Below are 21,651 nucleotides of genomic sequence, written 5' to 3'. Positions count from 1 at the left end.
CTGTGGCCTGCACCTTTCGGAATGAAACCCTCAGCCGGTGTGCAGGAGAACCTGTTTCCACACCGCCGTGTCGTCGATCAACACCCATTCGCGCAGAACACCGTCGGGTCCGAATTCGCATTGACTGATGCCCATGACGTGCACGTCAGCACCGCTGGGGGCACCGAAACGACCCTCGCCGTCATGGGTGCCATCGAGTGACCAGCGAATGGCTGCACGCGGCGGACGGTCAGCGTCGCGGCGGCCGATCCGATGGTGGATGGTGAAGCGTGCCGACGGGAATGACGACGTCAGGCCAAGCCAGAAGCTGTCGGCGCCGCTCCTTCCATGATCGGTAATGCCGCCGGGCAACTCGAGGTGAGCGGCGCGGTCGTACTCGGTGCTGATGGCGGCCAGATCCCCTGTCATGATGCGGTGCAGCAGTTCGGCATATCGCACGCCATCGGGTTGATCATTGCCCGTCCCGCCGTAGCGACCGGTGACGTCGTGTGCCGGGCAGAAAGGTCGGGCCGCATGTTCGTGCCCGCCTTCCACTTCGATCTGGCTGGCCGCGTAGCTCTTTGGCTCGATGCCAAGGTTGCGCACGATGGCGCCTTGATCTCGGATCAACCACTCGTCGTAGATCTGCCCATCCCGCGCTGCACAATCCGCGATGATCCGGTATTTCAGCCGGGCGCCCGTGGCTGAGCCATAGACCCCGTCGCCAAGATGAGTGGCCGTCGACAGGATCCGATGCGACGACAGGAATCCGCCGTCGGGGTCGTCGCACCAGATGACATCCTCGCCGAGCAGCTGGCGGTCGGGAAACTCGGCGAGTGTGGCGAGCGTGGCGCCAATGACTGTCTGATTGCCGACCACAACACCTGCGGGTGATCGGACAACAACGTCATCGCTGTAGAAACGATTGAGGGTGTGCACGCCGCGGCGTTCCCAGATGGTCTCGGTAACGCCCAGGATGAAGTCGCGAGGATCACGAAACTCCTCGCCGAATCCCTCCATGCCCATGTTGTGACTCCTCGCCTGGCCGCAACGATTGCAGCAAGGAAGGCTGTGCTCGATGCAGTACTGAATACGTAACCATCATGAGCGGTTGTCGGCAACCTCGCATTCTAGGTTCGCGTCCCAAATGACCCGGCGACGACACTCACAGACTCGTGCAATAGCGTGATGGCTGGCCAGCGCTGCGCCGCGTGGCCCGTCGCACCACCCTTGGAGTCACCGGCATGACCTCCGCAACTGGGCTCGTTCTCACTGAGCCGCGCTCGTTCGAGCAGCGCAGCTTCGAGCTGCCTGACGTCGGCGCAGACGACGGACTGCTGCGGATCGAGGCGTGCGGGCTGTGCGGTACCGACCACGAGCAGTACACGGGGCACATCACCAGCCGGCATGCCTTCATCCCCGGGCACGAGGTGATCGGCGTGGTGGAGGAACTGGGCGATGCTGCCGCTGAGCGCTGGGGTGTGAACGCAGGGCAGCGGGTAGCAGTCGAAGTGTTCCTGTCGTGTCGGGAATGCGAGCAGTGCCGATTGGGGCTCTACCGGCGGTGCGAACGCAACGGGCTGGCCACGATGGTCGGCTTCACCGACGCCGACACGCCGCCGGGTCTCGGCGGCGGGTACGCCTCGCACCTGTACCTCCGGCCCGACTCGATGCTGATGGCGGTGCCCGACGAGCTGGATCCGGTCACGGCCACGCTGTTCAACCCGCTGGGCGCCGGCATCCGCTGGGCGGTGGAGATCCCCGATACTCAGCCGGGCGATGTGGTGGCCATCTTGGGACCTGGCGTACGCGGTCTGTGCTCGGCTGCGGCGGCAAAGGAGGCTGGTGCCGGCTTCGTGATGGTGACCGGCCTGGGCGAACGTGATGCCGAACGTCTCGCGCTCGCCCCAGCGTTCGGCGCCGACCTAGCAGTGGATGTCGCCGAGACCGACCCCAACCGTGCGCTGCGTGATGCCGTCGGCGCCAAAGCAGACGTCGTCATCGATGTCACGGCCAAGGCTCCCGCCGCTCTCGCACAAGCGGTCCAGCTCGCTCGGCCCGGCGGCACGATCGTGCTTGCGGGTACCCGTGGCACACCCGAAACGCCAGGCTTCGATCCCGATCACATCGTCTACAAGGAGCTGCGCATCTTCGGAGCGCTGGGCGTCGACGTGACTGCCTACCGCCAGGCGCTCGACCTGCTGGTGTCGGGCCGCTACCCGTTCGCGGACTTGCCGCGCCAGGTAGCGGGTTTCGACGACCTCGAGCCCCTCATCCAGACGCTCGCCGGCGAACGCCCCGGCAGTCCGCCAGTTCATGGCGTCTTCGCGCCATGAACCATCAAACACAGCACGGGGTGTTCGCACCAAGTCCAGCCGAGTACTAGGAGTCATTGCATGAGCCGGCCGACGTTCGAAACCTTCAACCAAGAGTGGGCCGACAAGGTGATCGGCCGAGTGTCCCGCAGCGGCATCGACGGCTACTTGGGCATCAAGGCCACGGAGTTCGAAGCCGGCCGCCTGGTGTGCGAGATGCCGATCACCGACGAGCTCATCACCGCGATGGGCACCATGCACGGTGGCTGCCTCTCGGCTATGTGCGACCACGTGCTGGGTGTGGTCATGTACCCCGTCATGCCGCCCGGCTACTGGGCAGCCACCACCGAGTTCAAGATCAACCTGCTGGCTCCGGTCACCGGCGGCACCTGCGTCGCCACCGCCGAGATCATCTCGATGAGCAAGCGACTGGCCGTCCTGCGTGTCGAAATCGAGAACGAAGGACGCATGGTTGCCGTCGCCCAGGGCACCACCACCATCGTCGCCCCCAAGAACGCCAGCTGAGAACGCACACAGAAGGACCGTCCTCGATGCCCACACAGAGCCGACTCTCATACATCCAGCACATGGTCCTGATGATGGTGATCGCTGTCGTCGGCTGGGCCGTGTTCCTGGGGCTGTTCCTGCTGATCTTCACCGACAACTACGAACCATCGGTGTCCCGCACCGTGTGGTGGGTGTGGCTGATCGTCGGCACCATCGTGACGGTCATCACCATGTTCGTGTGCTTCCGGCTGCTGCAGACTCCCCGGCAGTGGCGCAGTTCAGCCGCAATCGCCCTGTTCGCACCGGCGATGTGCCTCGACGCGCTGACCACCACTTACTACAACGACTGGTTCGACCAAGGCATCCACGACGACACCGCCTACTCGGCACTCATCCTCGGCGCCGCCGGCATCGGCTTGCTGCTGGCCATGTTCATCAACAAGCCCACCGCCGACAAGTCCTAGACCCGTGCGATACATGATCGTGCAGCGCATCGGCGTTCTGGACCACAATTGCGGAGCCAACTGGGGGCGACAGTGGAACTCAACGCCCGCCCGAATGATGTTGCTCAACTTGCGAAGCAAGAAACTGACATATCCAGATTTCTCGCTCGACCAATTGCGAAGCGTTCTTGTGCCATCACCTGACAACCCCGGTTGGGGTGACTTGCTGGCGGCCTACGAGGAGGCCTGCGATATCGAGTTGCTGCCGCTGCGGGACGGCGAGCAATGCGAGGGCAGGCGCATCATCGATCGTGCCGCTGCGCAGGTTCTGGGCATTCCTGAGGCCACGATCGCTGACTGGCGCCGTCGGCTCGCCCGCGAACCCACCATCTCCAATCGCCCCACCGACGCCTTCGGCGGCGAACCCCAGCGGTCAGAGGCGGAAACACACACCGGTTGAAGGTGTCGACACACCTGCGCGGCTGCATCCGCACCCCCGATAGGTCAAACAGGGATCACGTCCACGCGGAGCCGGGCTGCATCGACGAGCGCATCGATATCAGCGGGATCGGAGGTCACGATCTGATCGCCCGGGCGGCACAGGGCGACGAGCGCCGCGTCGATGGCGTCAGTCAGGCCAGCCCTCGTCAGCAGAACACCGGCCCTGCGGCCGAGGTCATCGTCGAGCGGCACGACAAGGGTGCCGAGCAGTGCCCTCGCCAACCGGGCCTGCCGTCCCGATCCGCCTCGCCACACCTGCGCCACAATGCCACCATGAGTCAGCGGCGGACTGCTTTCGAGGTGTGCAGCGTCCACCCTTCGCCAGAGGGCCCGATCATTGCGTTCCAAGGCGATGAACGCACCTGCGTCAAGCACCAAGCTCACGCTGCGCCCGTCGACGTCTCCCGTCGGCGCGGACCTGCTCGGCGGCCTTGAGATCCTCCCGCCGCTGCTCCGCCATCTCCTCCTCAGTGATCTCGCCGAACTCGGCCTCGTAATCCGCGATTGCCTCGCCGAGCGCCTTGAGGCGATGCCGTTGCTCGCTCTTGTCGGCCATCGCCTGGTTCACCCACGCGCTCACCGACGAGGCGTCGCCATCGCTCACGGCCGCGCTGGCTTCATCGAGAAGGTCCGCATCGACCGTCACGGTAATCCGACGCTTCGTCATACCTTCATCGTATTTCGGCAGCGCCGTCACGCACGTGCCGTTCCCGATGATGGAGGGGTCACGAGTCGGCCACTTGGATCGCACAGGATTGCGGCAGTGGCATCGATGGCATCGACGAGGCTCTCTCGCGAAAGCGACGCATCCGCTCGCCGCAGCGGCGACGGCGCTGCAGCGCACGCCGCAACGCACGAGATGGCGGTGTCGGGTCGCCGGGCACGCGGCGAGGTCCGCGACGCTGTGCGACTGGGCGAGCTGGATGCGACACGCGCGGGGCTCGCCGAAGGGACGGTGCCGGTGGGTCATGCGCAGCTGATCGCTCGTGCGGCCGGCGAACGGGCCAGCTAGCCGGCCGACCGAGTGACGAAACCCACGGCCGCAACGGACCCCGAGCGCCCCCAGCCTGAGCCCCTGGGGGAAACCCCGATCTGCGTACGAGCTCGGCTTACTGGCGGGCCATCTCGGCCCGGGCGGTGGCGGCGACATCTGCCTGGGTGCGGGCCGACAGGTTGATCTCCACCTCATGCAGGGTTCCGGCAAACGGGAACGAGCCCTCGTAGCGTTCCGACACTGTCGACCCGTAGTCGGAACCAATGCTGGAGCCCAACGACGAGATCATCCGCATCATCACGGGCAGTTCGGCCTGGCCGGCTGATTCACCGTCAACCCGCAACTCGACAATTCCGGCCCATTCACCCGTGCGGCGGAGATGCAGCGACAGCACTGCATCTCCCTCGGGCAGGACCTCGGCCGATTCCACGATGGTGTGTTCCGCGAACGCGTTGTAGTCGACGACCAGGCGATCATTTTGAACGAACACCGATGCACCGGCGCCAGCCGTGCCCGTCGCCCAGATGACGCCGTCATCCCCCGCCGACCGGGTCACGCGTGCAGTGAGATCGAAGGCGCTGCCGCCGGCTGACGGTGACGACGCGAATGGGATCCGAGACATCGGCGGCCGGTACACGTATCTCCGGCTCGGTGGGTGAGGCGTATTTTGGCGCAGCGGGAGCGCAAACAACTCGTTGCCGCGGTCGTCGAGCGGCAACACACCGTGGCGCTCCGCTTCGCTCCACCACAGGTCGATGAGCTGGGTCAGGCGTTCTGGCTGGTCGGCAGCGAGGTCATTGCATTCGGAGGGGTCCTGCCCCAAGTCGAACAGCTCCCATGGCTCGGTGTCGAAGTCGTCGCCCGGCATGTGCCGGACAACTGCTTTCCACCAGACTCCGTCCTGCAGGGCGACCAGGGCACGCGATCCACCGTTCTCGAAGTACTGCACCGTGTTCGCAGCCGGAGCATCAGGATCCGCCAACATCGGTGCGAACGACTTGCCGGTGATCGGGAGCTGTTCGAGCCCCCGGAACATCTCGGGCGCTTCGACGCCGAGCAGTTCGTAGATCGTCGGCGTGACATCGGAGACGTTGACGAATTGATCGCGCATCGACCCGCTTTGATCGGCGTCAATGCCGGCTGGCCAGTGCACAACCATGGGCACGTGAACGCCGCCTTCGTGGGTGTTCTGCTTGTACCAGCGGAACGGCGAGTTGCCGCATTGAGCCCAGCCCCACGGATAGTTGGAGTGGCTCTTCGGCCCACCGATGTCATCGAGATGTTCGACGACTTCGTCCACCGATTCGGGAATCTGGTTGAAGAACTTGAACTCGTGCATGACTCCGGTCGGCCCGCCCTCTTGGGATGCGCCGTTGTCGGCCATGACGACGAAGATGGTGTTGTCCATCTGGCCGAGATGCTCCAGGCCGGCCACAAAGCGTCCGATCTGAACGTCGGTGTGGTCCAATAGCGCAGCAAAGGCCTCTTGCAGCCGGCAGGCCAGCCTCTGCTGGTTCTCTGATAACTCATTCCACGGCTGAACACCGGGATTGCGCGGTGCAAGCACTGTGTGAGGCTGGATGACACCCGTCTCGATCTGCCGGTCGTACCAGCGCTGCCGCACGACGTCCCAACCCTCGTCGTAGCGACCCCGGTACTTCGCGAGATAGTCCGCCGGCGCCTGATGCGGGGCGTGCGTTGCGCCGAACGGCAGGTAGGCGAAGAACGGCCGGTCGGGCCGTACGCCCTTGCTGTCAGTGATCATCTGCAACAGCTGATCGACGAGATCCTCGCTCAGGTGATAGCCGTCTTCGGGCCGGCCCGGCGGGTCGACGGGATGGTTGTCGGCCACCAATTCGGGAAAGAACTGGTCAGTCTCACCTTCGAGGAACCCGTAGAAGCGGTCGAATCCCCGTCCGAGCGGCCATTGATCAAATGGGCCCGCAGCCGAGTTGTCCTGAGTCGGGGCCAGATGCCACTTTCCTGCACAGAATGTCGCGTAACCCTCGGCTCGGAGCACCTCGGCGATCGTGGCGGCGTGGTTGGTGATATGACCGAGCTGATTGGGGAACCCGGTCTGGAAGTTCGACACGGACCTCATGCCGACGGCGTGCTGGGACCGCCCTGTCAGCAGCGATGCCCGGGTCGGCGAGCACAGCGGCGCGACATGGAAGTTCGTGAACTGGACGCCGTTCGCGGCAAGTGCATCGATGTGGGGGGTGTCGATGTCGGACCCGTAGCAGCCGAACTGGGCGAAACCGGTGTCGTCGAGCAGCACGAACACCACGTTGGGCGCCCCGGGCGGCGCATGGGGATGTTCCTCGAACCACGGCTCGGACTCGGCGACCGTTCGGCCGATGCGGCCCTGAAAGGACGGGTGTGCGCTTGGTGTGGTCATCGTTGTCGTTCCCGGTTGCAATATGAGGGCACGCTAGGGCAGCGGGTCAAGACCTACCGTCCGGCGAACGTCAGGCTGCGCTTGGCTCCCTGCGCAGCAGGCGCTTGAGGCCGTTGACCGCCGGCGTCCAGAACCACTCGGGCTCGGTGAAGCGGCGATGATTCTCGCCCGGCAGCTCCATCGGGTCGTAGTAGTTCTTGTCGGTGTTCTTGCGCAGGTGCGTCGATTTCCTCAGCACCTGCAGGGCGGCGTACATGGTGCCCTTGTGCGTCCAGCCCTGGCGGTGGTAGTTCCAGTTGTCCGGCGCAAGAAGCTGCGCCGCTTCGAAGTGCTGAAGCGCACGCTCGCTGTCGCCGGCCGACTCGAAGTGCAGCGCGAGCTTGAACGTGGGTTCGGCCAGCAGCGTGTCGTCGTCGACGGGCTTGAGATGTGCCGCCAGCTCCTCGGCCGACCAGACGAACTCGCTGTCGGGTCCCCGCTCGATCCAGTCCCGGGTCGCATGGGCGAATGCGTCATTGCCGAGCCGGACCCTGCCGAGCCCGAAGTTGATCGTGGTCTCGTCGGGGAACACGCCCTCGTTGCTGCGGACGATGCGCCCGTCCTCGTCAATCCACGCACCTGAGGGCACGTTGACCCAGCCGAACAGCGAGCTGATGCGGTGCGTCGGGTCGACAATGCACCGGAACGTCGGCTTGGCCTTGTCAAACCACTTGCCCGCCGCAGCCTCGCCTTGGGAGTCCTCTGCCACGCTGATCAGCTCGAACCGGTCGGGCCCGATCGATTCGTACAGCTCCTGCCAGACCGGCAGGTTCACCCGGCAGCCTCACCACGAGGCCCAGGTGAACAACACGACCTTGCGGCCCCGCAGGTCGGACAGTCGCACCGTGTCGCCGCTGCGGTCGGTCATCTCGAAGTCGGGGGCCAGGCCCGACTCCAGCCCCATGCGGCGGACCTCGGGCACCGAGCCGAGGCTCCACACGTCGCCGTTGCGCACGTGCTTCTGGCCGATCTTGTCGGCAAATGCCGAGTAGCAGAACCACACCCAGTCGTCGGCATCAGCGATCCACGCTTCTCGCTCAGGCTCAAACAGCGGCACACATATCTCGCCGAGGCACACGCCCTCAGGCTTCAGCTGCCAGCCGGTGGCCTGCTTGAGCTGATCGACCCGCACCCACAGGCTGTCGATGTCATCGCTTCGCTGAGCGATGTCGCTGCTGCTGTCACTCGTCAGGACGATCACGGATGGCCTCTGCTCTCGTGCCCCTGCTTCAGCCGACGGCACCCTCAGGGAAGGGGAAGGACTCAGGGAAGCGCTCCGCCTTCGGTCATGCCGAGCAGTATCTGACCGTACTGCTCGTAGGTGACGGCCGACACCATCAGGTGCGACTGGATCGTGTAGGTGTCGCGCAGGATGCGCTGCATCTCGTTGCCGTTCATCACCGCGCTGCCGCCGGTGAAGCGGAAGAGCTCGCTCACGAGGTCTACTGCCTCGTCGGTGCACCACACGGCTGCTGCTTGGGCCTCGGTGACCAGCGCCGGATCGGGCGGGCCCGCAGCCGCCGACTCGAACATGCGCTCGAGCGATTCGGCCATTGCCAGCGCGCACGCATTCATACGGATCGTGCCCTGACCGATGGCCCGCTGGAACACCTGCCTGTCGGCAAGGCTGACGCCGCCGAGGTAGCCCCGCTTCTTCTCAATCGCCGTCTCGGTCATGGTCTGCAGCGCCAGGCGTCCGAGCGCATAGGCAAAGCTGCCGTGCTCGTTCACGACGAATGCGGGCAGCCCGAGGCGCATGAGCGCGCCGCCCTTCGGCGGCTCGACGGAGAACACGTCGACCGCGTAGCCGTCGGGGACGAAGACGTCGTCCAGCTCGTAGTCGCAGCTGCCCGTGCCGCGCATGCCGAGCGTGTGCCAGTTGTCGTGCAGGATGGCATCGCCGGTGGGCGCCATTGCCCTGATGACCGGCGGCCCGTCGCCGTCGCAGAAAACTGGTGCGGCCACCCAATCGGAATGCTCGACGCCGCTGCCCCAGGCCCACCTGCCCGACACGCGGTAGCCGCCGTCGACTTTGCGGGCCGATCCCCCAGGCCGCAGCGACGCAGCCATGAAGGGGAATCCGTCAGCCAGAACGCTCTCGACGGTCTCGTCGGGCAACGTCGACAGCATGGCCCCGGTCGCCGAGGCGGTGATGAACATGCACCACGCGGCCGCCGGGTCGATCATCGTCACCGCCTCGATCACGTCCATCTGCGTGACCGGGTGGGCCTCGGCGCCGCCGACCTCGCGCGGCGACTTCATCTTGAACAGCCCCGAGGATCGCAGCGCCTCCACCGAGGTCGGCGACAAGCGCCGCAACTGCTCGGACTCGTCCCGGCCGGCCGCTAGCGCATCAGCGACCGAGTCGACCGCCGCCAGCAGGTGAGCCCGGTTGGCCTCCCTGTCCTCGGGGAACTCGTTCTCGCGGGCGCTCACAGCCCGCTCAGATCGCGTCGACGACGTGCTGGAGCTCGCTGAGGTCCCGTGACAGCACCGAGGCCCGAACCTCGTCCGGCTGATCGGCGAACTTGGGGTCGCACTGGGGGCCGTCGAGACTGTGGATGCCCGATTCCTCCACGGTGGGGCCCCATTGGCTCCCGCCATTCTCGCCGAGCTGCCCCGGATCGGTCATGTCGATCACATTGGGTCCGTAGCTGGCGTCCACCCGGTCGCCGTCACACATGTGCTCATGCACGTGACCGTAAGGATCGTGCCAGTAGTCGTAGATCTGTGAGCCGTAGACGTGCCGCCCGACACCCCATGCGAGCGAGTACGGCGCTCCCTCGGCTGCACGCTCCCGGAAGTGCATGTGCCCCCGGAAGACGTCGTCCATGCTGAACACCTCGAACGCTGCGTGGCTGAACTGCGCCTCGGGAGTCCCGTCCATAAGCGGCAGCACCAGCATGGTGTGGTGGTCGGTCTCCGCCTCGCCCCGGTCCATACGCATGAACTGGATCATCACGTCGGAGCCGGTGGCCTTGATCAGCTCCACCAACGGCGGCGGGAAGTGCTCTTCCGCACCAGGCGGGATGATCATCCGACCCACATCGCTCACGAGCATGCCGAAGGTGGCTTCGAGGAACTTCATGAAGGCCTGGTGGGCGCCGGGCGGCACGGCCGCCACGACGTGACCGAGCCGGTACACCTCAGGCGGGCCGGGGTCCCTCTTGATCGGGTAGCGGTTCCCGGCGACGTCCTGCTCGACGCCGACACGGTCGTCCACGCCGGCGTGGTTGTAGGTGATGCGATCACGGCGGGATGCCAGCGGCTCAGCCTGCTGACCGTGCACCGCCTCAAGCACGAAGCCGGTGATCGGCTCGACGAAGTGGACCCGCTTGCCGCCGCCGAGCTGGCCTTCGACACCGCCGATGTCGTGGACCGGCGAGCAGCCAGGCACTGAGGCCGCGAGCGCCGCGAGGTCATCCTCGGTATCGACATCTAATGCGAAGCCGATGAACTTCGCAGGCCCCCGGTGCACGACATGGAGGAACGGCATCGGCTCGAGGCCCCGTGAGATCAGCACATCGTCGTCACGGTGCACGACGACGAGTCCGAAATCGTTGACGAACGCCTCCATGGCATCGAGATCGGGCGCAGAGAACCGGATGTAGGCGACGTCTTTCGCTTTCACGATCGGCGCCGCTGTTTCGGGCAGGGTCGCTGTGTCGGACATGTCGCCTCCTCGTCGGCGCAAGTACGGTAACTCAGCGGCCAGATCTCATCTGATGCGATCGTGAGCGGTCGTGACGCGGCGCAGGCCGCACGGCGCAGAAAGGTGCTCTCGATGGATCTCGGTCTGGCCGGTCGCTCAGCGATCCTGATGGCATCCAGTCGAGGACTGGGCCGGGCATGCGCCCACAGCGTGGCCCGCGAAGGCGCCAACGTGGTGATCAACGGTCGCACGGCGGACGACGTGCATGAAACCGCCCGAGACATCGGCTCGACCTACGGAGTGAGCACCTCTGCCGTCGTGGGCGACGCCACCGAGACCGACGTGCAGGACGAGCTGCTGGCGGCGTGTCCCGAGCCCGACATCGTGCTGCTCAACGGCGGAGGTCCCCCCTTCAGCCGCTTCGGCGACATCGAACCAGAGCAGTGGCAGGACGCGGCGCAACGACTCCTCATCTCGCCGCTGCTGTTCGTCCAGCGAGTCGTGGTGGGCATGGCCGAGCGCGGTTTCGGGCGAATCGTCACGATCACATCGGCGATGGTCAAGGCCCCGAATCCGGCGCTCAGCCTGTCAGCGGGCCCCCGGCTGGGACTGACTGCGGTGCTCAAAGCACTGTCCAAGGAAGTCGCCAAGGACAACGTGACGATCAACCAGCTCCTGCCCGAGCGCTTCGACACCGAGCGCCAGCTCTACATGGCCAACATCCAGATGGAACGCCGGGGCATCTCCTACGAGGAGGCCCGGGCCGAGCAGGAGAAATCGATCAACGCCGGGCGGCTGGGCCGGCCCGAGGAGTTCGGCGACGCGTTCGCGTTCATGTGCTCGGCGCAGGCCGGCTATATCAGCGGCCAGAGCCTCCAGCTCGACGGCGGCAGCTACGGCGGGGTCTTCTGAGCCGCCGCTGGGCAGCGTCTGGCCAGCGCCCGTGCAGCGCCTCAGCCCGCCGGCGAGGGCGGCACGGCGTCGTCGGGCACCCAGTTGCCGTGGAATCCGTACGGCACGCGTTGAGGCAGCGGCACCCGAGCTACCGGTGAGCGGCTGAGGTCGCGGGCGTCGAGGATCACCAGCTCGCTGTTGTCGGTGTTCTCGTCGTAGATGTAGGACATCAGCCAGCCGTCGTCCTCGGCGCCGCCGTCAGGATCGGGCACGAACACGGCTTCACCGCTCCCCCGCCCGGGGCCGTGGTCGTGGAATGCGGCGACGCCGGTGCCGTAGTCGATCTTGTAGTTGGCGCCCGGGATGAGTCCCTCGCCGATGCCGACGGTGTAGCCGTAGCGATGCCGACGTCCTGTCCGGTCGGCCCGCACCTGGGGGAACTCGTGGAAGCGTTCGTCGACGCGCTCCTCGCTGACGGTGCGGCTGCCGGGGTCGACCGTCCAGCGATCGAGCGTGGGCTTCGCATCACCCGCCGGCCCCAGCTTGTCGCGGTCGAACATCTTGTCGTAACGGCACAGGTCGATCACCACCTGCCCGTCGCCGTCTTCGTAGGCATTCAGCGGGTGGAACACGTAGCAGAGCCCGACATCGCACCAGATGATCTCGTCGGCGGTGCCCTCGCGGGGCAGCAGGCCGACACGGGCGCCGTAGTCGGGGTCCCAGCGGAACGGGAACGACGCCTCACCGCTGAGAGCGAGATCCAGGTCGACCGTGACGGGCAGGTCGTAGATGACGGCGAAGTTCTCGGTGAGCGACATGTCGTGGATCATCGACATGCCCGGCAGCGGCACATCGACCGTCGTGCGCACCCGGCCGTCGGTGCCGATCACGACGTGCTCGACGTGGTCGAACAGGTCCTGCCATGCGTAGCAGATGGCGTGCATCTCGCCGGTGGCGGGATCGATCTTGGGATGCGCCGTGAAGCCGGTCTGCAGCGTGCCGAAGAAATCGTTGCGGCAGACGGTGTCCAGCTCGTAGCCGAGCTCGACCGGCAGCGCGCCGGCTTCGACGAAGGCCCAGGTGGTGCCCCCGAGTCCCCAGACGCTCGTGTTCGGCGAGAAGTCGAGGCCCCGGCTCGGTCCCGGCACCGCAGGCTCCCCGAGTGCCTCGACGACGTCGTGGCCGCGCACCCAGCGGTTGCGATACCACTCGGCACGGCCGCCTCGCAGTCGCACGCCGTGCACCATGCCGGTGCCGACAAACCAGTGGCTCGTGGCCGGATCGGTGGGCACGATCGGATTCGGGCCGTTGCGCAGGTAGCGGCCCTCCAGCGCTGCGGGGATCTCCCCGATCACCTCGAGATCGAACGCCGTGACCTCGGTGGGCACCCGGGCAAAGTTGCCCTCGCTGTACGTGTTGGTCTGCTGCGTCTGGTCAGTGTCGGTCATGCGGCCTAGATTCGCAGATCGACGTAACGGCCGATGACGTTGCGGGTCACCGCCGACACGTCGTCGTGTTCGAGGCCGTAGGCCCAGTCGGTGCAGCCGGTGGTGAACACCTCGCCGCTGCCCCGTTCGAACCAGCCCATCACTGCCGCGCCGTGCGCGAAGCGCTCCCGATTCTCGGGCGTGTCACCGCCCCCGAGGCGCTCAGTCACCCAGTTGAGCTCGCCGATGTAGCTGTCGGGCATTCCCGGCGGCGCTTCGGCGGTCTCCCACAGGTGTGCCGGCGCTGTGCCGAGCACTTCGAAGTTGGGCGGCGTGCCGCCGGTGGGCTTGGCCACCGGCAGCCCGTCCACCAGCTCGAGTTCGCAGCCGTCGCACTCGTAGCCCACCACGACCGGCTCGCCGCCCACCACGTCGCCCGTGATCAGCCGTAAGCCGCCGAACGCCCAGTGGCCCGGCCGCCAGATCGTGTACCCGCCGGATCCCTTCGGGGCACGGCGGCAGTGGGCGTAGCCACCGCGGGTGAACGAGACGCCGGTCATCTCGTTCTCGGGCCGGCCGGTGAGCGGGTCGCTCCACATGGTGGACACGGTGTGCTGCGCCTCGGTTCCCATCACCGGGTCGAGGTCGAAGTCCAGTTTGTAGCCGATCACACGGTCGTCGCCGCCGAATCGCACCTGCCAGAACGACGTGTTGCCCGAGAAGAACGCAGCCGCGCCACCGCCGTCGACCCAGCCCTCGACGTGGTTGCGCATCTCGGCCGACCAGTACTCGTCATGGCCGACGCTGATGTACAGCCGGCGCCCGTCGAGCAGATCGGGCCGGGAGTGCAAATCGAGACTGGTGGCGTAGTCGAGGCTCACCCCGTTGCGTTCGGCCCAGGCGACGAACAGCCGCTCCCAGTTCGCCCAGCCCGCCGCGGCCGACCAGTACGAGTAGTTGTCGAAGTACTCGTCGACCTCTGCCCGTGGCAGCTGGCCGAAGCGGGCGACGCGGTAGCGGTGCGGGTCGGGCTTGTCCAGGAATCCCCGTGGCAGCGGCCGGTGCTGCGACGACTCGTGGCCGCCGGTGTAGAAGCTGGGCCCGCCCCAGTCGTTGTAGGCAGCCCATGTCGAGGTGGACAGCACCAGCAGCGTCTCGGTGGGCTCGGCAGCTCGCACCACGAAGAACGCCTCAGCGACCTCGCCGTCGGTGCCATGCAGGCGCACGAGATAGAAACCGGGCGGCCACGCCGAGTCGATGCCGAGCGAGAGCGAGGGGGTCCAGCCGCAGCCCTCGGTGGCGCAGTCGTCGGGCACCGGCTGCTCGCTGACCGCCAGGTCCCAAGTCTCGACAAGCTGCTCGGCAGCACCGATGCGCAGCACCTCCACCCGGCAGGATCCGCCCGAGGCGCTGACCATCAAGTCGATGGTGTCCCCCGCCACCCCGCTCTGCGGCCAGCAGTACCCCGCGATCATGCGGCGACCGTAGCGGTGCCCAACGGCTGACTGCTGACGATGCAGCCGTGGCGGGAACCTGGCTAACGGCTGGGGGCGATGGTCTCGATGTTGAGCTGGCCGGCGAGGCCGGCGGTGCGGTGCACGGCGAGTGCCTGCCAGTCTTCCGACGACGACATCGCCACGAGCGCACCGCGATTGGGGTACTGCGCAATGGCGACCTCGTCCCAGAGCTCTTCCACTTGCCCGAGCATGAGAAACGTCACATCGCCGACGAAGATGATCTTGCCGCCGTATTCCGGCAGCAGCTCGCTGACGCCGCGCCCGTAGATCCCGTACGCCTGCCGGCCCGTGAGATCCGTCTCTCGCCCGTCCTCGTACTCGGCGTGCTCCTTGAACTTGAGCAGGTTGACCATGTAGATCGGGCCGTCGGGACCGGGTTCGAGCATCTCATTGATGCGTTCGGCGCTGGTCGGCATGACCTCGTTCGTGACGTCCATCGTGGTTCCCTCTGTCGGTTGGTCGGTCGGATGCGTTCTCGCGTTCGCTCAGTTGGCAGCGATGAAGTCGACCAGCACCTGCGCCAGCTCTGGCCCCTTGTCTTCCTGCAGGAAGTGCGATGCGCCCTCGATGGTGACATGAGCCTGGCCCTGCGCGCCAGGCACGAGAGTGCGGAACGGCTTGTCTGCACCAGCGGTCACCGGGTCCTGGTCGCTGAAGCAGCACAGGAACGGCTTGTCGAACTGCTGCAGCACCTCCCAAGCCTCGCGGTTCGGCTGCGCCTCGGGATCGTCAGGCGAGGTGCAGACGTGCGATGGCCAGGCACGGGCTCCGGCCTTGTAGGAATCGTCGGGGAACGGTGCGTCGTAGGCGGCGATGACCTCAGGCGCGAAGTCGGTGAGGCTGCCGCCGTTCACGATGTCGCCGATCGGGAAGACCGGCGACTCCCGGGCGAACGTCTGCCAGTTCATGAAGGCGTCGCTGGGCGAACGATCGCCAGTAGGCAGGCCGGTGTTGGCGACTGCCACCCGGGCGAACCGGTCGGGCTGAGCGGTCACGAGCCGCAGGCCGATCAGTCCGCCCCAGTCTTGGCCGAAGAAGGTGACGTTGCGCAGGTCGAGCACGTCGAAGACCAGGCTCGACATCCACGCCACGTGGCGGGCGTAGCTGTAGTCGGACTGCTCGGTGGGCTTGTCGCTGCGCCCGAACCCCACTTGGTCGGGCACGATCACCCGGTTGCCAGCCTCGGCGATGGGCCGGATCATGTGGCGGTACAGGTAGGCCCACGATGGCTCGCCGTGCAGCAGCAGCACCGGGTCAGCGTCTGATGGTCCCTCGTCGAGATAGTGCACTCGCAACGTGCCTCCCTCGCCGTCGGGAATCTCGACATAGTGCGGCTCGAAGTCGTACCCGGCCAGATCGGCAAAGCGTTCGTCGGGTGTGCGAAGGGTCTTCATGGTGCTTGCTCCTGTGATTCGATACTGGCGAAGACGAGTTCTGGGTCGGCGTCGGGTGGTGCGAGCCGGCGCAGGCGGGCCGTGAATCCGATGTAGTCCCACATCAAGTGCTCGCCGTCGCGCCAGCGGCGAACCTCGATCGGGCCGGTGCCCACATCGAGACCGTGCGGGCGCAGCACGTGCACGCCGTCCTCGAAGCTGGCGATGACGTGGATCTCGACCGTCTTGTCGAATTCGGCGACGTCATGCACGCCGTTCTCCAGCGTCCCGTCGCAGCGCATGTCGTGAATGATGCCCGCCCCGGTCACCACCACCCGGTCGTCGGCCTGCTCGATGCGCTGCATGCGGCCCAGCGCGGGATGGCCAGGCTGCGCCACGCCGTCTTGAGTCACCTCGACGATCTGCCAGAAGCCCCGCATGTCGGGCGCGCCGTCGCAGGGCGGCTGGGTGCAGCCAGCCAGTACCGGCGACGGCCACTGCGTCCAGCCGCCCGCCGGTGTGTACGCGACGGGAATCGAATCTGCGGTCAGGGTCATCGGCGCTCCAGTCGCGGGCGATTCGGCGGGCACAAGAGAGCCATCTGCGAGCGGCTCAGAGTACGACGGTCGTGAGGTCGTCGCCGATGACAACCTCGCCGTCGAAGTGTGCTGCTGCCAGCTCGACCCATTCGGGGTACTGCTCGGGGGTAGGCGCGGGAACCATGTGGGTCAGCACCAGCCGCTTGACGCCGACCCTGGCTGCGGTCTGTGCCGCTTCGACGACATCGGAGTGGTAGTCGAGGATGTCCTGGGCCATCGGGTTGGGGCTCAGCCCGACGAGGTCCTTGCGGATGACGGTCTGCACGTAGGCATCGGCACCGGCGGCGAGCTGGTCGACGCCATCGCAGGGGATGGTGTCCCCGACGATTGCGGCGGTCACCCCTTCGTGGGTGAGGCGATAGCCAAGCGTGGGCCGGACAGGCGCATGCTCGGTTGCCGCTGTGCTGACGCTCACGTCGTTGACCTCGAACGTCTCGCCCGGCTCGAGCTCGGTCACGGAGACCTGCGGTTCGTTGACGAGCATGTCGTGGTGCGCAATGCGGTAGCCGATGTCTGCTTCGAGCGCGCCGAGCTGCCGTTCGACGAACTGCGCCGTGCCCGGCGGCCCGTACACCTGCAGCGTCGCGTTGCCCTGACACATGATCCAGTGGGTGGTGATCACGTCGTTCAGCGCGCACACGTGGTCGCTGTGGAGGTGGGTGATCAGCACGGCGCTCAGGAAGACCGGCAGCGAGCCGCCGCCGGCCATGCGCATGACGACGCCGCGGCCGGCATCGACGAGGATGTGCGTGTCGCCAGCTTTGACCAGCGTGGACGGTCCCGCCCGGTTGGCGTCAGGCAGCGGGGAACCGGTCCCGGTCAGCACGATGTCCATGACGTTCCCCTGACGGCCCTTCCGGTCCAACCAAACCTTGGCGAATCGGCGGGCACCCTAGCAGTCTTTTGCCAGTTTCTATGACAATATCTAAGGGACCACGCTGGGGCGGGTGCAGCCCCGGCGCTCACACCGTCGTGAGCTGGAAGGCTGCGCGGTAGGCATCGCACACAGCGAGCTCGTCGCCGGCGGCGAACCGTCCCAGCAGAACGCTGTTCTCGAGCATGGCGACGTAGGACGCATCACCGAAGAGCGCCGAGCGTTGACGACTCTCGGGGAGCACGAGAGCTCGGCCGATGGTTTGTGTCTGCGGGCCGTCGACGGCGGCGTACAGGTCGGGTCGGATGGATGCGGGCAGAGCGTCGAGGCTGTCGAACGCTCCGGCCGCGATGGGTCCGTCCGCGATGATCTTGGCCCGTTCAGGATGCAGCAGCGTGAGGAAGGTCGCATCGCCGTCGACCGGCTCGACACGCACTCTTGGCAGCAGCTTGCGCAGGCTCGACGGCACGTCGTCGGCCAGGTCGAGGGCGCGGGCGGTCGGCGCTATCTGGGCCGTGATGTCGATGGGCTTGCCGCGCCGCAGGCTGCTGATGGTCCCCCGCAGGGCGTTGGCCGGCGGCGAGGTGTTGAACAGCAGCTTGCCCATCTTGAGCGCTTCTTTGATCGTGCCCTTGGTGTCCTCGAAGCACTCGGCTTGGTAGCGATCGAGCAGCGAACTCGGGGCTTGTCCTGTGGCCACCAGTTCGATTTTCTGGCACAGGTTGCGGGTGTTGCGGATGCCCATGTTGAGCCCTTGCCCCAGGAAGGGCGAGGTCTGGTGGGCTGCGTCGCCGCAGAGGAAGACGTTGCCGAAGCGCCACCGATCGGCGATGAGCGAGTTGAACTTGTAGATCGTGTGGCGGAGCAGCTCGGTGTGGTCAGGGTCGGAGAATGGGGCGATCAGCTCGCGGATCCGTTCGGGCGACTGGATCTCGAGGATGTCATCGCCGGGGTTGATCCGGAACTCCCACCGCACGTAGTTCTCCACGCCCATGGGCAGGTAGGTGGTCGGGCGCTGCTGGTCGACGATCTGGTAGGCGCAGCCGTCGTCGCCGACACGATGCTCGGGCGTTGCGATGGCGTCGACCACCAGGAACAGGACGTTGTCGCCGAGCTGGGTCAGGCTGCCGCCGGCCTGCTTGCGCACGAAGCTGTTGGCGCCGTCGCACCCGAGGAGGTACGTCGAGCTCAGGTCGCGCATCGTCCTGGTGGACAGCTGCTCGATGGTGAGCTGCGACTCGCCCTCGGTGTAGAGCTTGCGGGCGCTCCAGCCGTAGAACGTGTCGATGTTGCCGGCCTGGCTGATGACGTCGCGCAGGATGCCCTCGACTTGGGGTTGCACGAACCAGTTGCGGGTGTCGCCGACCTCGAGGGCAGTCTGGGCAAAGGGCTCGTCGAGGTTGTCCTTGTCGAGGTAGTAGCCAGCTCGCGGAGTGCGCTTCAGCGAGATGCGGCCGAAGTCGTCGCCCAGAACCTCGGCGAGGATGGCGCACGAGTAGGCATCGAACATGACCGCTCGCGGATACGGGTAGGGGTGCTCGTACTCCTCGATCAGCGCCACCTGCATGCCGGAGCGGGCCAAGTGCAGGCTGGCGATGCATCCGACCGGTCCCCCGCCGACCACGACCGCGTCGTAATGGTGCCGGCCTGGGTCCGTTTCTGGCACGGCCGCAACCCTAAACGGCCTGCACCACCGGCGAAGCTGCCGCGCACAGCACGATCGCCGATGAGGCCTGCCGGTATGGTCCGCTCACGTCCTCGCTGCACGTGAAGGCAGGCCGCATGCGACAACCTCGCCGCCAGTGCCGCTTCGCCGTCGCGCTGGTCGCCCTGGCACTCGTTGCAGCCGGCTGCACAGATGCTGCCGACGACGGCGCGCTCCCGGCCGCAGCGCCCACGGCCAACACGGCCCCGTCCACCACAACAGCGGCAACCACGACGACCGCGGCCACGACTCTTGCTGCCGACGCAGCCCCCGTTGCCACGGCTCCCGGCTCAGCGTCCCAAGATGACGTCGAGACCGATCCGCGCGATGCCTATTTCGACCTTGATCGCGTGCTCGACATCAGCATCGACATCGACGTCGAGGACTGGGACACGCTGCGCCACCAAACGCGCACGCTCGCGGATGTGTTCGCGGAGATCGAGGAATACGGTCTCTCACGGCCCTTTGCCAGCATCTACACCTGGTTCAGTGCCACGGTGACCGTCGACGGTCAGACGCACGCCGACGTCGGCGTGCGCAAGAAGGGTTTCGTCGGCTCGCAGAGCTCCACGAAGCCGTCCCTGAAGCTCCGGTTCGACAAGTACATCGACGGCCAGTCCCTTCCGGGAGACATGAACCGGATGACGCTGAACAACAGCGTCCAGGACCCCTCGATGATCAACACCTGCATGTCGTACCGGGTGTTCGCTGCGGCCGGCAATCCCGCGCCGCGCTGCAACTTCGCCACCGTGTCGGTGAACGGCACCGATCTGGGGCTGTACGTGCACGTGGAGGAGTTCAAGGCTCCGTTCCTGTCACACCATTTCGGGAACGCAGACGGCAACCTGTACGAAGGCACGGTCAGCGACTTCACGCTGGAGTTCCGCGGCACCTTCGAGAAGAAGACCAACGAGGATGCCGATGACTGGTCCGACATCGACGCCGTGGTGTCCGCCTTGAGCGACCCATCCGATGCCGGCTTGGCGGCGCTGGAGTCGATCGTGGATCTCGACCGGTTCCTCTCGTTCTGGGCGACGGAAGTGCTGGTGGGGCACTGGGATGGCTACGCCGGCGACCGGAACAACTACTGGTTCTACCGGGTGCCTGGCGGCCGATTCGTGTTCCTGCCGTGGGGCACCGACGGCACGTTCCACCTGTCCGACGACCCCAATCCCTTCGACAACATCTCCGACCCGCCGCCGTCGGTGCTGGCGCTCACTGCAATTCCCAACCGCCTGTACAACCACCCCGATTGGCGGGCGAAATACGTATCCCGGCTGAAGCAGATCCTGGACGACGCCTGGGACGAGGCCGCGCTGCTGGCTGCGGTCGACGCCATGGCTGCCATCGTGCAGCAACACGCTCTTCCCGCCGAGGCCAGGGCGGCCGACGCTGACACCGAACGAGTGCGGACGTTCATCGGCAAGCGCAGGAATGAGATCCTTGCGGACCTCTCGCCGCAGCCGCCCGAGTGGCCCCAGCCCGAAGTGTCTGCGCCGCCCTCCGCCGGGTCGGGAACCCTCGAGATCGCCTTCGAGACGACGTGGGGAAGCAGCTCCAGCCCCAACCCGCTCGGGCAGGGGACGGTCCACAGCCTGTTGCTGAACGGCGCCCCCGAATCGATCGAACGCATCGGAGTGTTTGCCGGCAATGCCAGCCCCGAGGAGAGCTTCCTTCTTCCGGATGTCGAGGTGCCCGCGTCCATCGTCGTCGCCGGGCTCGATCCCGACGGCTCGGTCAATGGAATGTCGCTGGTGGTCGACCCCCGCGAGCTCGCGGCGGGCAGGACGCTGGTCATCGGCGTGGACGCCATCGCCGGAGGAATCTGGTCGATACCGCCAGGAGCGTCGCTGCCGGAGAGTTTCTCGCCCTTCACCGAGGGTGCGCTGGAGCTGTCAAGCGGCGGGACGACGCCCGGCGCAGCCATCGCCGGCACCTTCTCGGGCACCTACGGCTGGTCTCCAGCGTCCTCTGGCAGCAGCGACACGAACGCAAACGCACAGGCCGCCGACAGCTCGGACGCGCCGCTTGATGTCGGTTTGGTCATCAATGAGGTGGCGGCCAAGGGCGATCCGCTCGACTGGTTTGAGCTGCACAACGCTTCGCGAGTGCCGCTAGCGCTCGATGGCTTCGAGATGGCCGACGATCTCACAGATGTCGGCAAGCGAGTGCCCTTCCCAGACGGCACCGTCATCCAGCCGGGCGCATACATGCAGTTCAGCCTCGACAAGGACGGCTGGCCCGGCTTCGCGCTCGGGAGCGACGAGGAACTGGGCATCTGGCTGTTGGACGGCACGCTCGTCGCCAGCGTCGACTGGGCCGACGGCCAGGCGGGCGAAGACCAGAGCTACGCCCGCGTGCCCGATGTCACCGGCCAGTTCGAGACGGTCGACTCCCCCACCCCAGGTGCCGCCAACCGGCCGTGACGCGCCGG

21 protein-coding genes are annotated in these 21,651 nt (G+C 66.5%); 7 read left to right on the top strand and 14 right to left on the bottom strand.

What is annotated here, in order from left to right:
• Window positions 1-30: 30 nt before the first annotated feature.
• Entirely contained in the window at window positions 31-999 is a 969-nt protein-coding gene (locus ACOGW9_RS03755) for an ester cyclase (RefSeq protein ID WP_419908736.1), read from the bottom strand.
• Window positions 1,000-1,223: 224 nt separating this feature from the next.
• Here ACOGW9_RS03755 and ACOGW9_RS03750 point away from each other — a divergent pair, with 224 nt between their 5' ends.
• Genes ACOGW9_RS03750 through ACOGW9_RS03735 form a run of 4 tightly spaced genes read left to right on the top strand, consistent with a single transcriptional unit; the run spans window position 1,224 to window position 3,704 of the window.
• The gene (locus ACOGW9_RS03750; RefSeq protein ID WP_419908514.1) at window positions 1,224-2,315 is read left to right on the top strand and encodes a zinc-dependent alcohol dehydrogenase; all 1,092 of its coding nucleotides are present in this window, start codon (window positions 1,224-1,226) and stop codon (window positions 2,313-2,315) included.
• 60 nt (window positions 2,316-2,375) lie between these two features.
• The gene (locus ACOGW9_RS03745; protein ID WP_419908512.1) at window positions 2,376-2,819 is read left to right on the top strand and encodes a PaaI family thioesterase; all 444 of its coding nucleotides are present in this window, start codon (window positions 2,376-2,378) and stop codon (window positions 2,817-2,819) included.
• A gap of 26 nt (window positions 2,820-2,845) precedes the next feature.
• A complete protein-coding gene (locus tag ACOGW9_RS03740; RefSeq protein ID WP_419908510.1) occupies window positions 2,846-3,265 on the top strand; it encodes a DUF5367 family protein in 420 nt (139 codons plus the stop codon).
• Between the two features lie 13 nt (window positions 3,266-3,278).
• Window positions 3,279-3,704, top strand: a complete 426-nt coding sequence (locus ACOGW9_RS03735; RefSeq protein ID WP_419908508.1) for a hypothetical protein — start codon at window positions 3,279-3,281, stop codon at window positions 3,702-3,704.
• Window positions 3,705-3,748: 44 nt separating this feature from the next.
• On the opposite strand, the gene ACOGW9_RS03730 is transcribed toward ACOGW9_RS03735, so the two are convergent.
• Both ACOGW9_RS03730 and ACOGW9_RS03725 read right to left on the bottom strand, forming a co-directional pair.
• Window positions 3,749-4,129 carry a twitching motility protein PilT gene (locus ACOGW9_RS03730; RefSeq protein WP_419908506.1) on the bottom strand — a complete coding sequence of 127 codons (381 nt, stop codon included), beginning with the start codon at window positions 4,127-4,129 and terminating at the stop codon, window positions 3,749-3,751.
• The gene (locus ACOGW9_RS03725) at window positions 4,113-4,442 is read right to left on the bottom strand and encodes a hypothetical protein (RefSeq protein WP_419908504.1); all 330 of its coding nucleotides are present in this window, start codon (window positions 4,440-4,442) and stop codon (window positions 4,113-4,115) included. Before ACOGW9_RS03725 ends, ACOGW9_RS03730 begins: the two co-directional genes overlap by 17 nt.
• Before the next feature lie 66 nt (window positions 4,443-4,508).
• Here ACOGW9_RS03725 and ACOGW9_RS03720 point away from each other — a divergent pair, with 66 nt between their 5' ends.
• Window positions 4,509-4,757 carry a hypothetical protein gene (locus tag ACOGW9_RS03720; RefSeq protein ID WP_419908502.1) on the top strand — a complete coding sequence of 83 codons (249 nt, stop codon included), beginning with the start codon at window positions 4,509-4,511 and terminating at the stop codon, window positions 4,755-4,757.
• 97 nt (window positions 4,758-4,854) lie between these two features.
• On the opposite strand, the gene ACOGW9_RS03715 is transcribed toward ACOGW9_RS03720, so the two are convergent.
• From ACOGW9_RS03715 to ACOGW9_RS03700, 4 genes are all read right to left on the bottom strand, one after another.
• Complete coding sequence (locus ACOGW9_RS03715) at window positions 4,855-7,137, bottom strand: arylsulfatase (protein ID WP_419908500.1); 2,283 nt, start codon at window positions 7,135-7,137, stop codon at window positions 4,855-4,857.
• 70 nt (window positions 7,138-7,207) lie between these two features.
• On the bottom strand, window positions 7,208-8,377 hold the full coding sequence (locus ACOGW9_RS03710; RefSeq protein WP_419908498.1) for a redoxin domain-containing protein: 1,170 nt from the start codon (window positions 8,375-8,377) through the stop codon (window positions 7,208-7,210).
• A gap of 62 nt (window positions 8,378-8,439) precedes the next feature.
• A complete protein-coding gene (locus ACOGW9_RS03705) occupies window positions 8,440-9,612 on the bottom strand; it encodes a hypothetical protein (RefSeq protein ID WP_419908496.1) in 1,173 nt (390 codons plus the stop codon).
• A gap of 7 nt (window positions 9,613-9,619) precedes the next feature.
• Window positions 9,620-10,849 carry a hypothetical protein gene (locus ACOGW9_RS03700; RefSeq protein WP_419908494.1) on the bottom strand — a complete coding sequence of 410 codons (1,230 nt, stop codon included), beginning with the start codon at window positions 10,847-10,849 and terminating at the stop codon, window positions 9,620-9,622.
• 60 nt (window positions 10,850-10,909) lie between these two features.
• Between ACOGW9_RS03700 and ACOGW9_RS03695 the strand changes: the two genes are divergently transcribed.
• Window positions 10,910-11,740 carry an SDR family oxidoreductase gene (locus tag ACOGW9_RS03695; protein ID WP_419908492.1) on the top strand — a complete coding sequence of 277 codons (831 nt, stop codon included), beginning with the start codon at window positions 10,910-10,912 and terminating at the stop codon, window positions 11,738-11,740.
• A gap of 41 nt (window positions 11,741-11,781) precedes the next feature.
• Here the strand turns inward: ACOGW9_RS03695 and ACOGW9_RS03690 are convergent, their stop codons facing one another.
• The 7 genes from ACOGW9_RS03690 to ACOGW9_RS03660 all read right to left on the bottom strand — a co-directional run bounded on the left by ACOGW9_RS03690 (window position 11,782) and on the right by ACOGW9_RS03660 (window position 19,178).
• Window positions 11,782-13,170 carry a carotenoid oxygenase family protein gene (locus ACOGW9_RS03690; RefSeq protein WP_419908490.1) on the bottom strand — a complete coding sequence of 463 codons (1,389 nt, stop codon included), beginning with the start codon at window positions 13,168-13,170 and terminating at the stop codon, window positions 11,782-11,784.
• A 5-nt stretch (window positions 13,171-13,175) separates the two neighbouring features.
• A complete protein-coding gene (locus ACOGW9_RS03685; protein WP_419908488.1) occupies window positions 13,176-14,624 on the bottom strand; it encodes a N,N-dimethylformamidase beta subunit family domain-containing protein in 1,449 nt (482 codons plus the stop codon).
• A gap of 62 nt (window positions 14,625-14,686) precedes the next feature.
• A complete protein-coding gene (locus tag ACOGW9_RS03680) occupies window positions 14,687-15,103 on the bottom strand; it encodes a DUF1330 domain-containing protein (protein WP_419908486.1) in 417 nt (138 codons plus the stop codon).
• Window positions 15,104-15,151: 48 nt separating this feature from the next.
• Complete coding sequence (locus tag ACOGW9_RS03675) at window positions 15,152-16,060, bottom strand: haloalkane dehalogenase (RefSeq protein WP_419908484.1); 909 nt, start codon at window positions 16,058-16,060, stop codon at window positions 15,152-15,154.
• On the bottom strand, window positions 16,057-16,596 hold the full coding sequence (locus tag ACOGW9_RS03670; protein WP_419908482.1) for a hypothetical protein: 540 nt from the start codon (window positions 16,594-16,596) through the stop codon (window positions 16,057-16,059). Before ACOGW9_RS03670 ends, ACOGW9_RS03675 begins: the two co-directional genes overlap by 4 nt.
• A 55-nt stretch (window positions 16,597-16,651) precedes the next feature.
• Window positions 16,652-17,473 (bottom strand): MBL fold metallo-hydrolase, encoded by an 822-nt coding sequence (locus ACOGW9_RS03665; protein ID WP_419908480.1) that lies wholly within the window; start codon window positions 17,471-17,473, stop codon window positions 16,652-16,654.
• Window positions 17,474-17,600: 127 nt separating this feature from the next.
• A complete protein-coding gene (locus ACOGW9_RS03660; protein WP_419908478.1) occupies window positions 17,601-19,178 on the bottom strand; it encodes an FAD-dependent monooxygenase in 1,578 nt (525 codons plus the stop codon).
• A 116-nt stretch (window positions 19,179-19,294) separates the two neighbouring features.
• On the opposite strand from ACOGW9_RS03660, the gene ACOGW9_RS03655 reads away from it, so the two are divergent.
• The gene (locus tag ACOGW9_RS03655) at window positions 19,295-21,643 is read left to right on the top strand and encodes a CotH kinase family protein (RefSeq protein ID WP_419908476.1); all 2,349 of its coding nucleotides are present in this window, start codon (window positions 19,295-19,297) and stop codon (window positions 21,641-21,643) included.
• Window positions 21,644-21,651: the final 8 nt, after the last annotated feature.

This window comes from Candidatus Poriferisodalis sp., assembly GCF_965203655.1.
GTDB lineage: Bacteria > Actinomycetota > Acidimicrobiia > Acidimicrobiales > Poriferisodalaceae > Poriferisodalis.
The sequence above is the reverse complement of the archived record's forward strand: the minus strand, read 5'-3'. Positions and strand labels throughout refer to the sequence as shown.

Excerpts from the sequence above, each read along its gene's own strand:
- ACOGW9_RS03755 (WP_419908736.1), bottom strand. The coding sequence starts at position 999 with ATGGAGGGATTCGGCGAGGAGTTTCGTGATCCTCGCGACTTCATCCTG.
- ACOGW9_RS03750 (WP_419908514.1), top strand. The coding sequence starts at position 1,224 with ATGACCTCCGCAACTGGGCTCGTTCTCACTGAGCCGCGCTCGTTCGAG.
- ACOGW9_RS03745 (WP_419908512.1), top strand. The coding sequence starts at position 2,376 with ATGAGCCGGCCGACGTTCGAAACCTTCAACCAAGAGTGGGCCGACAAG.
- ACOGW9_RS03740 (WP_419908510.1), top strand. The coding sequence starts at position 2,846 with ATGCCCACACAGAGCCGACTCTCATACATCCAGCACATGGTCCTGATG.
- ACOGW9_RS03735 (WP_419908508.1), top strand. The coding sequence starts at position 3,279 with ATGATCGTGCAGCGCATCGGCGTTCTGGACCACAATTGCGGAGCCAAC.
- ACOGW9_RS03715 (WP_419908500.1), bottom strand. The coding sequence starts at position 7,137 with ATGACCACACCAAGCGCACACCCGTCCTTTCAGGGCCGCATCGGCCGA.
- ACOGW9_RS03700 (WP_419908494.1), bottom strand. The coding sequence starts at position 10,849 with ATGTCCGACACAGCGACCCTGCCCGAAACAGCGGCGCCGATCGTGAAA.
- ACOGW9_RS03690 (WP_419908490.1), bottom strand. The coding sequence starts at position 13,170 with ATGACCGACACTGACCAGACGCAGCAGACCAACACGTACAGCGAGGGC.
- ACOGW9_RS03685 (WP_419908488.1), bottom strand. The coding sequence starts at position 14,624 with ATGATCGCGGGGTACTGCTGGCCGCAGAGCGGGGTGGCGGGGGACACC.
- ACOGW9_RS03680 (WP_419908486.1), bottom strand. The coding sequence starts at position 15,103 with ATGGACGTCACGAACGAGGTCATGCCGACCAGCGCCGAACGCATCAAT.
- ACOGW9_RS03675 (WP_419908484.1), bottom strand. The coding sequence starts at position 16,060 with ATGAAGACCCTTCGCACACCCGACGAACGCTTTGCCGATCTGGCCGGG.
- ACOGW9_RS03670 (WP_419908482.1), bottom strand. The coding sequence starts at position 16,596 with ATGACCCTGACCGCAGATTCGATTCCCGTCGCGTACACACCGGCGGGC.
- ACOGW9_RS03665 (WP_419908480.1), bottom strand. The coding sequence starts at position 17,473 with ATGGACATCGTGCTGACCGGGACCGGTTCCCCGCTGCCTGACGCCAAC.
- ACOGW9_RS03655 (WP_419908476.1), top strand. The coding sequence starts at position 19,295 with ATGCGACAACCTCGCCGCCAGTGCCGCTTCGCCGTCGCGCTGGTCGCC.